General features: G+C 37.7%; 19 protein-coding genes. All 19 read left to right on the forward strand.

Annotation, left to right across the window (positions count from 1 at the left end):
- Positions 1–10: 10 nt before the first annotated feature.
- The 19 genes from fliE to fliQ all read left to right on the forward strand — a co-directional run bounded on the left by fliE (position 11) and on the right by fliQ (position 14,130).
- Positions 11–316 (forward strand): flagellar hook-basal body complex protein FliE, encoded by a 306-nt coding sequence (gene fliE, locus ACHABU_RS10930; RefSeq protein ID WP_435764881.1) that lies wholly within the window; start codon positions 11–13, stop codon positions 314–316.
- A gap of 84 nt (positions 317–400) precedes the next feature.
- A complete protein-coding gene (fliF, locus tag ACHABU_RS10935) occupies positions 401–1,987 on the forward strand; it encodes a flagellar basal-body MS-ring/collar protein FliF (RefSeq protein ID WP_435764882.1) in 1,587 nt (528 codons plus the stop codon).
- Positions 1,988–1,999: 12 nt separating this feature from the next.
- Positions 2,000–3,013, forward strand: a complete 1,014-nt coding sequence (gene fliG, locus ACHABU_RS10940; protein ID WP_435764883.1) for a flagellar motor switch protein FliG — start codon at positions 2,000–2,002, stop codon at positions 3,011–3,013.
- Positions 3,006–3,764 carry a flagellar assembly protein FliH gene (gene fliH / locus ACHABU_RS10945; protein ID WP_435764884.1) on the forward strand — a complete coding sequence of 253 codons (759 nt, stop codon included), beginning with the start codon at positions 3,006–3,008 and terminating at the stop codon, positions 3,762–3,764. The genes fliG and fliH overlap by 8 nt, the downstream gene beginning before the upstream one ends.
- Positions 3,761–5,083: a flagellar protein export ATPase FliI gene (gene fliI, locus ACHABU_RS10950; protein ID WP_435764885.1), complete on the forward strand. Its 1,323-nt coding sequence runs from the start codon at positions 3,761–3,763 to the stop codon at positions 5,081–5,083. The genes fliH and fliI overlap by 4 nt, the downstream gene beginning before the upstream one ends.
- Positions 5,083–5,529, forward strand: a complete 447-nt coding sequence (fliJ, locus tag ACHABU_RS10955; protein WP_435764887.1) for a flagellar export protein FliJ — start codon at positions 5,083–5,085, stop codon at positions 5,527–5,529. Before fliI ends, fliJ begins: the two co-directional genes overlap by 1 nt.
- A 5-nt stretch (positions 5,530–5,534) precedes the next feature.
- Positions 5,535–6,137: a MotE family protein gene (locus ACHABU_RS10960; protein ID WP_435764888.1), complete on the forward strand. Its 603-nt coding sequence runs from the start codon at positions 5,535–5,537 to the stop codon at positions 6,135–6,137.
- 27 nt (positions 6,138–6,164) lie between these two features.
- Complete coding sequence (locus ACHABU_RS10965; RefSeq protein ID WP_435764889.1) at positions 6,165–7,520, forward strand: flagellar hook-length control protein FliK; 1,356 nt, start codon at positions 6,165–6,167, stop codon at positions 7,518–7,520.
- 9 nt (positions 7,521–7,529) lie between these two features.
- Entirely contained in the window at positions 7,530–8,000 is a 471-nt protein-coding gene (gene flgD, locus ACHABU_RS10970) for a flagellar hook assembly protein FlgD (protein WP_435764890.1), read from the forward strand.
- Positions 8,001–8,015: 15 nt separating this feature from the next.
- A complete protein-coding gene (locus ACHABU_RS10975) occupies positions 8,016–8,390 on the forward strand; it encodes a TIGR02530 family flagellar biosynthesis protein (RefSeq protein WP_435764892.1) in 375 nt (124 codons plus the stop codon).
- An 80-nt stretch (positions 8,391–8,470) separates the two neighbouring features.
- Positions 8,471–9,262: a flagellar basal body rod protein FlgG gene (gene flgG, locus ACHABU_RS10980; RefSeq protein WP_435764893.1), complete on the forward strand. Its 792-nt coding sequence runs from the start codon at positions 8,471–8,473 to the stop codon at positions 9,260–9,262.
- Between the two features lie 23 nt (positions 9,263–9,285).
- Positions 9,286–9,534 carry a flagellar FlbD family protein gene (locus ACHABU_RS10985; RefSeq protein ID WP_435764894.1) on the forward strand — a complete coding sequence of 83 codons (249 nt, stop codon included), beginning with the start codon at positions 9,286–9,288 and terminating at the stop codon, positions 9,532–9,534.
- Positions 9,527–9,946, forward strand: a complete 420-nt coding sequence (gene fliL / locus ACHABU_RS10990) for a flagellar basal body-associated protein FliL (protein ID WP_435764895.1) — start codon at positions 9,527–9,529, stop codon at positions 9,944–9,946. The genes ACHABU_RS10985 and fliL overlap by 8 nt, the downstream gene beginning before the upstream one ends.
- 34 nt (positions 9,947–9,980) lie before the next feature.
- Positions 9,981–10,976, forward strand: coding sequence for a flagellar motor switch protein FliM (fliM, locus tag ACHABU_RS10995; RefSeq protein ID WP_435764896.1), 996 nt, complete (start codon positions 9,981–9,983; stop codon positions 10,974–10,976).
- Positions 10,966–12,120, forward strand: coding sequence for a flagellar motor switch phosphatase FliY (fliY, locus tag ACHABU_RS11000; protein WP_435764898.1), 1,155 nt, complete (start codon positions 10,966–10,968; stop codon positions 12,118–12,120). Before fliM ends, fliY begins: the two co-directional genes overlap by 11 nt.
- A gap of 21 nt (positions 12,121–12,141) precedes the next feature.
- On the forward strand, positions 12,142–12,504 hold the full coding sequence (locus ACHABU_RS11005) for a response regulator (protein WP_379495618.1): 363 nt from the start codon (positions 12,142–12,144) through the stop codon (positions 12,502–12,504).
- A 16-nt stretch (positions 12,505–12,520) separates the two neighbouring features.
- Positions 12,521–13,162 carry a flagellar biosynthetic protein FliO gene (locus ACHABU_RS11010; protein WP_435764900.1) on the forward strand — a complete coding sequence of 214 codons (642 nt, stop codon included), beginning with the start codon at positions 12,521–12,523 and terminating at the stop codon, positions 13,160–13,162.
- Positions 13,155–13,820: a flagellar type III secretion system pore protein FliP gene (gene fliP, locus ACHABU_RS11015; RefSeq protein ID WP_435764901.1), complete on the forward strand. Its 666-nt coding sequence runs from the start codon at positions 13,155–13,157 to the stop codon at positions 13,818–13,820. Before ACHABU_RS11010 ends, fliP begins: the two co-directional genes overlap by 8 nt.
- A 40-nt stretch (positions 13,821–13,860) precedes the next feature.
- Entirely contained in the window at positions 13,861–14,130 is a 270-nt protein-coding gene (gene fliQ, locus ACHABU_RS11020; protein WP_435764902.1) for a flagellar biosynthesis protein FliQ, read from the forward strand.
- Position 14,131 lies beyond the last annotated feature (1 nt).

Here is a 14,131-nt window from a genome sequence, read left to right on the forward strand (position 1 = left end):
AGTATCAACGATGACAATTTCAATAAATGATGTTTCACAAGTTTTAAATGCTACTCAACAGAACTCCAAACCATCTGTAACGCCTGGGGAAGCTCAAGCTTCATTTGCAGACTCCCTAAAGGGTGCAGTTGAAAATCTGAATACGATTCAAATGGAGTCAGATAGCAAGACAGAAGGACTAGCAAATGGCAATATAGACGATTTACATGATGTAATGATCACTGCCCAAAAAGCAAGTATTACACTCGAGACAACAGTGCAAGTACAAAAGAAAGTTATCGATGCCTACAATGAAATTATGAGGATGCAAGTATAAATAAAAACGTAGGACTAAAATTCAAGTTAATATAAATTCTCTAATTCAATATCGATAATTTATTGCACTTTGGTGGGGGAAAATATGAAGGAAAATCTTTTAAAATGGAAAGAGACGGTAACTACTTTTTGGACGAGCCGTACAAAGGGCCAGAAGGGAATGTTTCTGGGCGTTTTTATTGTAGCGGTGTTATTCATTGCGGTGATGTCTCTTGCTAGTACAAATACGAAAAATGTACCGTTATATAATAATTTGTCCCTACAGGAAGTAGGACAAATTAAAGCAGAGCTGGATGTTAGAGGAGTTCCATATGAGCTAAGCGATGGTGGTACAACAATAACTGTTCCAGAAGAACAAGTTGAAACATTACTTGTTGATCTAGCAGGAATGGGTTTGCCAAACAGCGGTAATATTGATTATTCCTTCTTTAGTGAAAATACTTCATGGGGCATTACAGACAATGAATTTAATATCATGAAACTTGATGCAATGCAGTCCGAACTTGCTAATTTGATACAAAGCATAGATGGAATTGAAGATGCACAGGTCATGATTAATATGCCTGAGGATCCTGTCTTTGTCAGCGAAGCGGTTGGTGAAGCAAGTGCTTCCATCGTATTGAACACACAACCAGGTTATCAATTTCAAGGTAATCAAGTAGAATCACTCTATCATTTAGTTTCAAAAGCAGTACCTAATCTATCAGCAGATAATATTGTGATTATGAATCAATATTTTGAGTACTTTGACCGGAATAATCAAACAGCCTCAGGTTCTCAGGATACTTATACATACCAGCAAACAGTAAAAAAGGATATTGAACGTGACATTCAAAGAAGACTCCAGCAAATGCTGGGTACAATGGTCGGTGCGGAGAATGTACTCGTTTCCGTTACTGCGGACATTGATTTCACACAAGAAAACCGAACAGAAGAACTTGTGGAGCCAGTTGATATAGAAAATGTGGAAGGTTTACCAGTGAGTTTGGAAACAATCCAGGAATCTTATAGTGGTAATGCGGCTGGTGGCGTAGTAGGTACCGGGGAAGAAGATGTTACCAACTATCCAGCAGGTGAAAACGGCGATGGAGACTATGAACTGGATAAAGAGACAATCAATTATGAATTTAACCGTATACGGAAAGACATTGTTGAAAGTCCCTATAAAGTCAGAGATCTTGGAATCCAGGTTGCTGTTGATAATGTAACGGATGCTAACGGAAATAATATTGAATATTTATCCCAACCAGAGCAAGCAGCGGTTGAGGAAGGTTTCTATTCTATCCTTGATTCCATAGTGGGGACAACGATAGATGCAGATTATGGAGAAGTAGTTCCAGAAGAAAAAATCTCAATTGTATTTCAGGAATTCTCGGAAAATCCAACTGTTATGGAAACAGCACCTGCTGTGATTCCAGTATGGATGTACATTGTTGGTGCGGTTTTACTGATGGTTATCATACTACTTATTGTTCTATTAATGCGAAACAGAAACAAAGAAGAGGAAATAATAGAAGAGACAGTAACAGAGCCGGTGATGATGGAAGTTCCTGATATGCCACAGGAGGAAGAATCAGAATCAGTAGTAAGAAGAAAACAATTGGAAAAGATCGCGAAAGATAATCCGGAAGACTTTGCGAAATTATTGAGAAGCTGGATCGGAGAAGAGTAGGGGGAATACTTGATGGCAAGACAAAAAGCTACATTAACCGGAAAGCAAAAGGCAGCAATTCTTTTAATCTCCTTAGGTCCAGACGTTTCAGCACAAGTTTATAAGTATTTGTCAGAAGAAGAAATTGAAAAGTTAAGTTTGGAAATATCTTCTGTAAAGAAAGTGGATTCCGGATTAAAAGAAGATGTAATTGAACAATTTCATCAAATTGCTTTAGCACAGGATTATATAACCCAGGGCGGGATTGGTTATGCCAAGAATGTATTGGAAAAAGCTTTCGGAAAACAGGAAGCATCCAACATCATTAACAGGCTGACTTCTTCATTACAAGTTAGGCCGTTTGACTTTGCCAGAAAAGCCGATCCTCAACAAGTTCTAAATTTTATACAGGGTGAGCATCCACAAACAATCGCATTGGTGCTATCCTATTTGGATCCCGAGCAAGGGGGGCAAATCTTGTCTTCCTTACCGCAGGAAATGCAGGCGGATGTGGCCAAGAGAATTGCTACAATGGATTCGACATCACCTGAAATTATTAGTCAGGTGGAACAGGTTTTAGAAAGAAATATTTCTGCATCCGCAACAGCAGATTATACACAAACAGGCGGAATTCAGGCAGTAGTTGAGGTATTGAATGGTGTTGACCGAAGTACGGAACGAACGATACTAGATGCGTTGGAAATTCAGGATCCAGAATTGGCAGATGAAATTAAAAAACGCATGTTTGTATTTGAAGATATTGTGATTCTTGATAATCGGGCAATTCAGCGTGTTATCCGAGAAGTTGAAAATGAGGATCTTAGATTATCACTTAAGGTTGCAAGCGATGAGGTTAAAGGTGTCGTATTCCAAAATATGTCTCAACGTATGGCTGAAACATTTAAAGAAGAAATGGAGTATATGGGCCCCGTAAGACTGAGGGATGTGGAAGAAGCTCAAATGAGAATCGTAGCTGCCATTCGTAGCCTGGAAGATATCGGGGAAATAGTCATCGCCAGAGGCGGGGGAGACGATATCATTGTCTGAATCAAGAAACAACAAGTATTCGAATCAGAAGTTAATAAAGATTAAACCAGTAGAACTGCGAAGAAATGTTCCGGAGCATGAACCAATCGAGTTGGAAAAGAATAGGGAAGTTATTCAGCAAAGAATCGAATCGCTGAAACAGGAACTCCTTGAATTGGCACAAAAGAAACAACAATTAATTGACCAAACGAATCAAATGATATTGCAAGAGAAAGAGAATTGGCAGGAAGAGAAACAACAACTAATTCAAGATGCAAAGCAGGAAGGTTACGCTGCAGGCTTTGACCAGGGAAAAGTAGATGGGCATTCAGAATACCGAGACAAGCTGCAACAAGCAAATCTCATTATTGATGCTACAACAAATGATTACCACGCTACCATTGAAAAAAGTGATGAAGCCATCTTACAACTTGCTGTTAGTGTAGCCGCTAAAATTTTGAATCATCAAATTTCCGCGACGAGTTCTTCCTTTATGGAGATTGTTAAAGGAGCAATTAAGGAAATTAAAGATCAATCCGTTGTAACCATTAATTTGCATCCAACAAATTTTGACTTTGTTATGCAGCATAAAGAAGAGCTACGGCGAAGCCTTGAAAAAGATACGAAACTTTCTATATATATCGATGAGAGTCTTGCGGAAAACGCTTGTTTAATTGAACATCCATTTGGACAAATTGATGCAAGTGTTGATACACAATTAATAAAAATTCAGGAAGCATTGCAGGATTACTTAATGGAGAAAAAATCATGAATCGTACTGAATATTTATCAGTAATTGAAAAAGTTGATACCTATAAACGGTATGGTAAAGTACTCCGCGTAGTTGGTCTAATGATTGAATCGGAGGGGCCAGCAGCAAATATTGGTGAAGTTTGTTATATTCATGCATCTTCAAGTGAAGATTATCTAATCGTAGCAGAAGTAGTCGGCTTCAATAATGAGAAAATTATTCTCATGCCATACTCAGAGGTTACCGAAATAGGGCCTGGTTGTTTGGTTGAATCGACAGGTAAGCCGTTATCTGTAAAAGTAGGAAGATCACTTTTAGGCACGGTCGTAAACTCATTGGGCAAACCGCTCGATAACGAATCATCTTTACCAAAAGGATTAAGCAATTATTTAACAAATCAGTCACCGCCAAATCCGATGACCCGACCACCAATTAGAAAACCAATCCAAGTTGGTGTCAAAGCAATCGATTCTTTATTAACAATGGGTGAAGGACAGAGGGTCGGGATATTTGCTGGAAGTGGCGTAGGGAAAAGCACTTTACTTGGAATGATTGCGAGAAATAGTAGTGCTGATATCAATGTTATTGCACTAATTGGTGAACGTGGTCGTGAAGTGAGGGAATTTATCGAACAAGATTTAGGTGAAGATGGATTGAAGAAGTCTATTGTAGTTGTAGCAACGTCGGATCAGCCAGCTTTAATGCGTATTAAAGGGGCATATACAGCAACAGCGATTAGTGAGTATTTTCGGGATCTTGGCTATAAGGTAAACCTTATGATGGATTCTGTAACACGGGTAGCAATGGCACAAAGGGAAATTGGATTGGCAATTGGTGAACCTCCTACAACAAAAGGATATACACCATCCGTTTTTTCCATCCTGCCCAAACTGCTGGAAAGAACCGGGACAAATACGTTCGGGACCATTACTGCTTTTTATACAGTACTTGTCGATGGCGACGATATGAATGAGCCTATCGCAGATGCAGTTCGTGGTATCTTAGACGGTCATTTTATCATGGATCGGAAGCTTGCGGAAATAGGGCAGTTTCCTGCAATTAATGTTCAACGATCGATTAGTCGTGTGATGAATATGGTTGCAGATCAGGAACATAAGGAAACAGCTCAACAGATTCGTAGTTTGATAGCTATTTATGAAGAGAATAGTGAATTAATTAACATTGGTGCATATAAGCGAGGTACGAATCAGGAAATTGATCGAGCAATTTCCTATTATCCTAAAATACAAGATTTTTTAAAGCAAGACGTTTTTGATCGGAATTCCTTGCAAGAAACTGTTCAATTGATGAAAAACCTGCTTAACGGAGGAATGAGTTAATGGCAGAAACGCTAGCATTTACCAAGATATTGAATTTATGTGAAAATGAAAAAAGCATAGCCCAGAAAGCATACTATCATTCGATGGATTCCTTTGAAAAAATAGCATCAGAACTTTATACCTTATTAAAGAAAAAAGAAAATGCGGAAGAATCTTATGGCATTTATATTCAATCACCGACCCCGATTGAACAAATAAAAGAACAGGCATTATATATAGAGAAATTGAACAGGCAGATTAATGAATTGCAACAGCTTGTTCAGAGAGCAAGAAATGATATGGAATCCAAACAAGTATCACTAACAGATGCACATGTAGAAGTGAAAAAATTTGAAAAGATTATTGAGATTCGAAATGACGCGGATGAGAAATTAAAAAAACGAGTGGAAAGTAATTTTATGGATGAAATATCCATTACACAATATTTAAACCACAAAAATAGGTGAAGCAAATGGTTGGTAAAACAGCAGATAAAAAGAAAAAGATGAATCCCTTTCTATGGTTTATATTTGCAATCGTGTTTCCTCTTATAATTACCATTACACTCGTAATCGTAGTGATGGGAGTAGCCGGTATAAATGTCATTGATTGGGCAAAAGAAAAAGGGAATACGATTCCGGTCATTTCAGATGTGGTGACGACAGAAGAAGAAAAGGTAATACAACTTCAGGAAAAAGAAGCACAAGCTGTCAACGACGATAAAGACAATGAAATACTAGAATTAAATCAGAATATCACTGACCTTGAAGCTACAATCAATCTACTGGAACAGGAGATTCTAAAACTGGAAAATAACCAGTCAGTAGCTGTGGTTGAAGAAGAAGAAGAGTCAATTGAGGAAGGTACAGGGGAACAGGGAGTTGATACGGTTATAAGTTCCTATGAAGAAATGAAAAGTAAACAAGCAGCATCCATTCTTCAAAATATGGAAACGGAACCGGCATTACTGATTTTACAGGAAGTTTCAGATGAAGCACGTGGCGATATTCTTGAAACGATGGACCCAGAAACCGCTGCTGAATTTACGCAGCTTCTTATCTCAAATGAAAACTAAAGATATCATCTGAAAGGAGGTGAAAATTTGAAAAGCGTCGGAATGATTATTCATCAAGTACAGTCTGGACAGGCTTTGAATGGTAAACCAAAAACAGCTATGGGAGAACAAACAGAGCATTTTCAAAAGCAACTTCATCAAAGCTCCAATAGCTACATGACAGAAACCGAAAATACAGATTCTGTAAACAAAATGATTGAAATTCCATTATTATTTGATATGGAGGAGTTACCTAAAGAATTGCAGGATTTGCAAATGGGTCATGAATTAACAGGAAGCATGCATCTGGAATTGATCGATCAGGTTATTTCTAGTGAGGATTTAATCGCATCATTTGATTCTGCTCCAACAGAAGAAGTTCTTGAATACATGAGTCAAATCATAGTATCTCAAGGAGATATGAAGGTAGAAAATTCGATGGAAGCAACCATTAATGAGAAACCTATATTTAATAGTTTGATTGAAAATAACCCTTTCCTTTCAGAATTAAATCAAGTTACTAATAAAATGAGTACAGATAATCCTAATTTAGAGAAACAGTTTGTATCATTAATTTCTCAAGCATTGGAATTGATTTCGAAACTAAACACCAAAGAAGATATCATGAAAGCATCTCCAAAAATTTTGGAATTGCTGCAACAATGGCATAATTTGAGCAAAAGTACAGGTAATAAGGACATGATCCATCAACCATTACTTACCAATAATGATGAATCGAGTAGTCTTGGTGTATTGAAAAATGTACTAGAAACTTTTCAAAAAAGAGAGCACTTTGCGGGTAAACACCTATACAATACAGATTCGAAAGTAACTGTTGCTGATATATCCAAATGGATCAGTAAAGCATTGGAAACCGATAAAATAAGCACCCAACAAGTTTCAGGGAATGTTTCGATGCCGATTTCTAAATTGGAACAATATGCGATCTATATTAATCAGTCGCAAACCACAAAATCTGCAGATGACCAATTGATGGAACAGTTTACTAAAATTATAAATTCAAGTAAGTTGCCTTCCGCGCCGAATGGAATGAATCAATTATCGATCACATTGCGACCTGATAATTTAGGAGAGATGATGGTTCGTTTTACTCAAATTAACGGAGAAATGACAGTGAAAATACTTGTTACTTCAGCAGCTGCCAAAGAAATGCTCGAATCCAATATTCATCAGCTCAAAAGTATGTTCTCTCCACATCAGGTGGTGGTTGAGAAGCAGGAGTTAAACGCTCAATCAGCCAATACCCAAAAGGAACAGGAAGATGAACAGTTGAAAGATCAGGGAGAGCAATCGTCTGGCCAATCAGATCAAAAGGATAATCAGAGCGGAGATACAAGTTTTGAACTTCAATTTGAAGAACTGCTAATGAATGAGAAAGTGTAGGTGGAGGTAATGACAACAATTGACACTTCGTTATACCTAAGCAATCAGCCAAAGACAAGAACACCCAGTGCTGACCTTGGAAAAGATGAATTTTTAAAAATATTGATGACGCAATTGCAAAATCAAGATCCTACGAGTCCAATGGATGACACACAGTTTATCTCACAAATGGCCCAATTTTCTTCACTGGAGCAGACGATGAACATGACGAAATCAATGGATACATTGGTACAAAGTCAGCTCATTTCACCCGTGATCAAATATAGCCATATGATTGGGAAAGAAGTAACCTACCAGGCAATCGATCATGATACAGGTAAAGAATCAGGAAGCACTTCCAGTAAAGTAGTGGCTGTTAGTCAATCTGAAGGATGGGCTGTACTTGAACTGGAAAACGGCGAAAAAATCTATGCAGATGCAGTTACACAGGTCAGTGAACCGGACTTGAAAGATAAACCCGAACAAGATGTAGATGCGTAAAGGGAGGGAATGGAAATGGATCATCGGATTCATCAAGTCCCACAAAATGCATTACAATATCCAGCTGTCACCAAGACAAAGCAATCTGATGCAACAAGCAGTTTTCAAGAAATTTTAACACAACAGCAGCAACCATTAAAAATCAGTAAACATGCTTCACAGCGTTTAACAGAACGAAATATTCATATTGATGATAAACAGTGGCAGATGATAGGAGAAAAAGTGCAGGAAGCAAAGGAAAAAGGTATTACCGATTCACTGATTGTGACGAACAAAGCAGCATTGCTCGTAAACGCTAAAAATCATACAGTAGTAACTGCAATGGACCGTGAGGAAGCAACAAGTAGAATTTTTACAAATATTAATGGTACGATTTTAATCAATGATTAGGCTGGACCCTTATGGGAAGCCACTATCGGCTGTTGACTGACAGATACAGCTGTTACTAAAAAATAAAGGGGATAACAAACATGTTACGCTCAATGTATGCAGGAATTTCAGGAATGAAGAACTTTCAAACAAAATTAGATGTTATCGGGAACAATATTGCAAATGTAAATACGTCAGGTTATAAAAAGGCTACTGTATCTTTTCAGGATTTAATGAGTCAAACAACAACTGGAGCCCAAGGAGCAACAGATGCACGTGGCGGGATTAACGCCTCTCAAGTAGGTTTAGGTTCAAAGCTAGGAACAATCAGCAATATTCATACACAGGGGTTTCAGCAAACCACAAATAACCCTCTTGACCTTGCTATAGAAGGAGACGGAATGTTTGTAGTAGAGGCAGATGGAGCCACTTACTATACTAGATCAGGAAATTTCTATCTGGATGATGAAGGTTCTGTTGTAAATGCAAATGGACTATATTTACAAGGTTTACAAGGGAATATTACTATTCCTGCAAATGCTCAAAGCTTCAGTATTCAAACAGACGGGATAGTAAACTATATTAATCCAGACGGTACAACAGAAGAAGCCGGACAAATTGGTCTTGCCAGTTTTTCGAATCCAGCCGGTTTACAAAAAGATGGAAGCAATTTATATTTAGACTCACCTAATGCTGGATTAGTTCCCGGACTCGTCACCCCTGAAGCAGACGGTGCTGCGTCTATTGTTAGTGGCTCATTGGAAATGTCCAATGTCGACCTAGCTGAAGAATTCACGGAGATGATTACTGCACAGCGTGCATTCCAGGCTAATACAAGAATCATCACAACATCCGATGAGATTCTTCAAGAGCTAGTTAACTTAAAACGATAATAGGGAGGTAGGGAGTATGGTATATGAACACAGCATACTCCCGCCAAATATATATGATTAATTTAAAAAGGCTGAATGGTGACTCTTTTACGCTTAATGCAGTTTTAATTGAACAGGTGCAGTCCTTACCGGATACGACGATTTCCTTAATCAACGGTAAAAAGATAGTAGTGAAGAACGAGGCACCCGAGGTTACCGGAATGATAGCGGAATATTATCAGCTGATAGGGTTGCAGCGAGTACTAAAAGAGGCGGGTGAAGAGAATGAGTAGGTTAGTAAAAACAATGATTACATCTTTAGTGATATTATTAATAGGTGCTATTGCAGCTTTGGTAGTTGTTCTCAACGTAACCGGCCAAAGTGAAGAAGGCGACACACAAACCATTGATGACATTGTGGAATATTCCTATGAATCACCTGAAATAACTACCGACTTGGAAGATGGAACCTTTGTTAGAATACAGTTTCAAATTGTCACAGATGGGAAAAAGGCAAAAGAGGAAATTGCTAAGCGTGACTTCCAACTGAAAAATATTCTGATCAAAGAACTGGCGACAAAAACAGAAGAAGACTTCAAATCAGGACTAGCTGAATTGGAGCAAGTAGTTTTGACAAAGCTTAATGAATTAATGACTGAAGGACAAATTACTGAAGTATATACAATAAATAAGATACTTCAATAGGATTTAGACTCCTACCGGGAGGTGAGTATGGTTAATGGATGAAGTTCTTTCACAAAATGAAATAGATGCCTTGTTATCTGCAATTACTTCAGGAGAAATGAATGCTGAGCAGTTAAAGAAAGAAGAGCAGGAGAAAAAAGTACGCGTCTACGATTTTAAACGTGCTTTACGTTTTTCCAAAGATCAAATTAGAAGTATATCGCGGATTCATGAGAATTATGCCAGAATGCTGACAACCTTTTTCTCATCACAGCTAAGAAGTTTTGTAAATATTACAGTGACATCGGTTGACCAAGTACCATATGAGGAATTCATTCGTTCTATTCCAAAGATGACGGTTTTAAACGTTTATAGTGTTGCACCATTGGATGGAAATCTGATTATGGAGGTTAATCCGAACATTGCATATGCGTTACTCGATCGAATTTTGGGTGGTAAGGGTAATACGATTAACAAGAGTAATAGTTTAACGGAAATAGAAAAGTTGCTTTTAAGTCAGATCTTTGAAAAAGCCGTTGGGACTTTACAGGAAGCATGGAGCTCTATTATCGAAATAGATCCAGTTTTGGAAGAGTTTGAAGAGAACCCGCAATTTCTGCGAATGGTTGCCCCCAATGAAACAGTTGTTGTTGTATCGCTTACGACAGCTATAGGTGAGACAACTGGTATGATTAATATTTGCATACCGCATATCCTTTTGGAACCTATTATTCCAAAGCTATCTGCACATTATTGGATGCAAACAACAAAGACTACTAGAGATAATAAAGCATATACGAAAATGTCAAAAAATCTCATCCAAGCAGAAGTGGAATTGAAAACGATACTCGGCGAAACGACCATTTCAATCAATGATTTTTTGAGGTTTAATACAGATAATGTCATCGCTTTGGATCAGAAGATTGATTTGCCGCTTAAATTGGCAGTTAATAACGAACCGAAATTTTATGTTCAGCCAGGCAAGTTCAAAAACAGAATGTCGGTACAAATTTTAGAAGAAATAAATGGGGTGAACGAAGATGATGAATGATGGTATGCTTTCACAGGATGAAATAGATGCTCTACTTAATCTATCGGATGACAATGAAATGTCAAAACCGGCAGAGCAGAATTATCTCTCCGATATAGAAATAGATACTTTAGGTGAGATAGGAAACATTTCCTTCGGCAGTTCAGCAACAACTTTGTCGACACTTTTAAATCAGAAAGTGGAGATTACCACTCCAGTAGTAGATATAATTGAAAAAGATATGCTGAATAAAGAATTTACATTCGAACCGGTAAGTGTCCAGGTGAATTACATAGAAGGATTTATTGGGAAAAATGTATTTGTAATTAAAGCGACCGATGCAGCGATTATTGCCGATATCATGCTTGGTGGTGATGGGAAAAATCCAGATAATGAATTGAACGACATTCATATAAGTGCTGTACAGGAATCAATGAACCAAATGATGGGAGCGGCTGCGACAAGTATGTCTACTGTTTTCAATAAGCGCGTGGATATTTCCCCGCCTTCTATATTGGACAGTGATGGTAGTAATGGTACTGCAGCTATTTTTGATGAAGATGTATATGTGAAAGTATTCTTTAAATTGACAGTGGGAGATTTAATAGATTCCAATATGATGCAACTGATTCCTTTACAATTCGCAAAACAATTAGTAGATCAATTACTGAATACTGATGATAAAGAGGCAGCTGCAGCAATAGAATTAGAGGATCCTGTTGTAAGTCAGAAACAGTCCAATAAGATGCAGGAACCCATTTCACATCGTGAACCGTCATACACAGAAGCAAACAAGGAAATACCAAAGCAACAACATATTGGAAATGAGAACATCACTAAGTCGGCACCGGTTCAACAGGCGACTTTCTCCCAATTTGAAAAAGTAGAGTTGAATAGAAATGAACATCGAAATCTGGATATGCTTCTTGATATTCCTTTAAAAGTAACCGTTGAACTTGGCCGCACGAAGAAATCGATCAAAGATATATTGGATTTGTCATCTGGTTCCATTATAGAGTTGGACAAGCTTGCAGGAGAACCGGTTGATATACTAGTAAACGAAAAATTGGTTGCTGAAGGTGAAGTAGTTGTAATCGAAGAAAACTTCGGTGTGCGTGTTACAGATATTATTAGCTTATCAGACCGTATTATGAAACTAAAATAGTAGATTGTAGGGGGATTAACAATGGCACATAGAATTTTAATTGTAGATGATGCAGCATTTATGCGAATGATGATTAAGGATATTCTGACTAAAAATGGGTTTGAGGTTGTAGGAGAAGCACAGGACGGGGCACAGGCAATTGAAAAATACAATGAATTGACACCTGATTTGGTAACGATGGATATTACAATGCCTGAAATGGATGGAATTACTTCTTTGAAAGAAATCAAGAAAATTAATCCAGAAGCTAAAATCATTATGTGTTCTGCAATGGGACAACAAGCAATGGTTATTGATGCAATTCAAGCGGGAGCTAAAGACTTCATCGTTAAACCATTCCAGGGAGACAGAGTAATTGAGGCAATCCAAAAAGCTTTAAGTTAAGAAACGAGTGAGTAGTTTGAGAAAAATACGTTACAGTTTTTGTATAAGCCTCTTTTCGCTTGTAGTTTGTTTCACGGTCCCAACAGAAGCAGCACCAAATGTTACTGACTGTTTGGATGGAGAAGTTGACTGCGGAGAATCGGCTGACATTTCTAATGAGGAAAATAATAATGATTTACTTACGGATACGGAAAGTATCGGTTCCTTGGCTTTTGAATTAGTTAAAATGTTCTTTGCTTTAGTGCTCGTACTTGCCCTAATATATATTTTGATCAAGTTTTTAAATAAGAGAAATAAACTTTTTAATCAGGTAAAAGCCTTGGATAATCTAGGCGGTATTTCAGTAGGACAACACAAGTCGATTCAAATTATCCGAATCGGCAACCAACTTTACCTGGTTGGTGTTGGAGATAATGTTGAATTGTTGCAAGAGATAACGAATGAAGAGGTCAAAAAGGATATCATGCAAAGCAGTGAACGTAAAAATGCTGAATTTCCCGGTGGAGCATTATTAACGTCCTTGATGCCAAATAAGAAAGATGCGAGTAATGATTCATCTGAAAGTAATTTTAAAATGTTGTTTTCAAAAGAGCTGGAGAATCTGAAACAAAATAGAACTAAAATGATTAACAAACATAAGGAAGATACCCATGAATGAGTTTATAGATATATTTTCCGGTTCAGATCCAGCGAGTGTATCAACCTCTGTTAAATTAATTTTACTGCTGACCATTTTATCACTGGCTCCAGGAATATTGATTCTAATGACAAGTTTTGCCAGGATTATTATTGTACTTTCATTTGTCAGAAGTGCATTGGCTACCCAGCAAATGCCACCAAACCAGGTATTGATTGGTTTGGCGTTGTTCTTAACCTTTTTTATCATGGCTCCTACATTCAGTGAGGTTTATGAACAAGGTTTACAACCGCTTTTTGATGAAGAAATCACGTTGGAAGAAGCTTATGAAAGCGCCAGTGCACCTATGAAGGATTTTATGGCGCAGCATACAAGACAAAAAGATCTGGCTCTGTTCTTGAATTATACGCAGGCCGAAACACCGGAAACGGTTCAGGATATCCCGCTAACAACATTAGTGCCGGCATTTGCTATCAGTGAGCTGAAAACAGCATTTCAAATGGGTTTCATGATATTTATACCATTTTTAATTATAGATATGGCTGTTGCAAGTGTACTTATGTCAATGGGTATGATGATGCTGCCGCCTGTGATGATTTCATTGCCATTTAAAATACTACTATTTGTTTTAGTAGATGGATGGTATTTAATTACACAATCATTACTAAGTGGTTTTTAGAGGAAGTACACGGATCATGTAGTGAAAGGGGCTTGTTCAATTGAGCAGTGAATTCGTATTAACATTGGCTGAGCAGGGTATTTATACTATTTTACTTGTTACTGGCCCATTACTGCTACTTGCTCTTTCAGTTGGTTTGCTGGTGAGTATATTTCAGGCAACAACTCAAATTCAGGAGCAGACCTTAGCATTTATACCGAAAATAGTAGCAGTCTTGGTTGGGCTTATTTTCTTCGGACCGTGGATGCTTACGACGATGGTAGAGTTCACAGAAAATATATTACAAAATATAAATCAGTTTGTAGGGTAAA

It is taken from the genome of Oceanobacillus sp. CF4.6 (assembly GCF_051262635.1).
GTDB lineage: Bacteria > Bacillota > Bacilli > Bacillales > Amphibacillaceae > Oceanobacillus.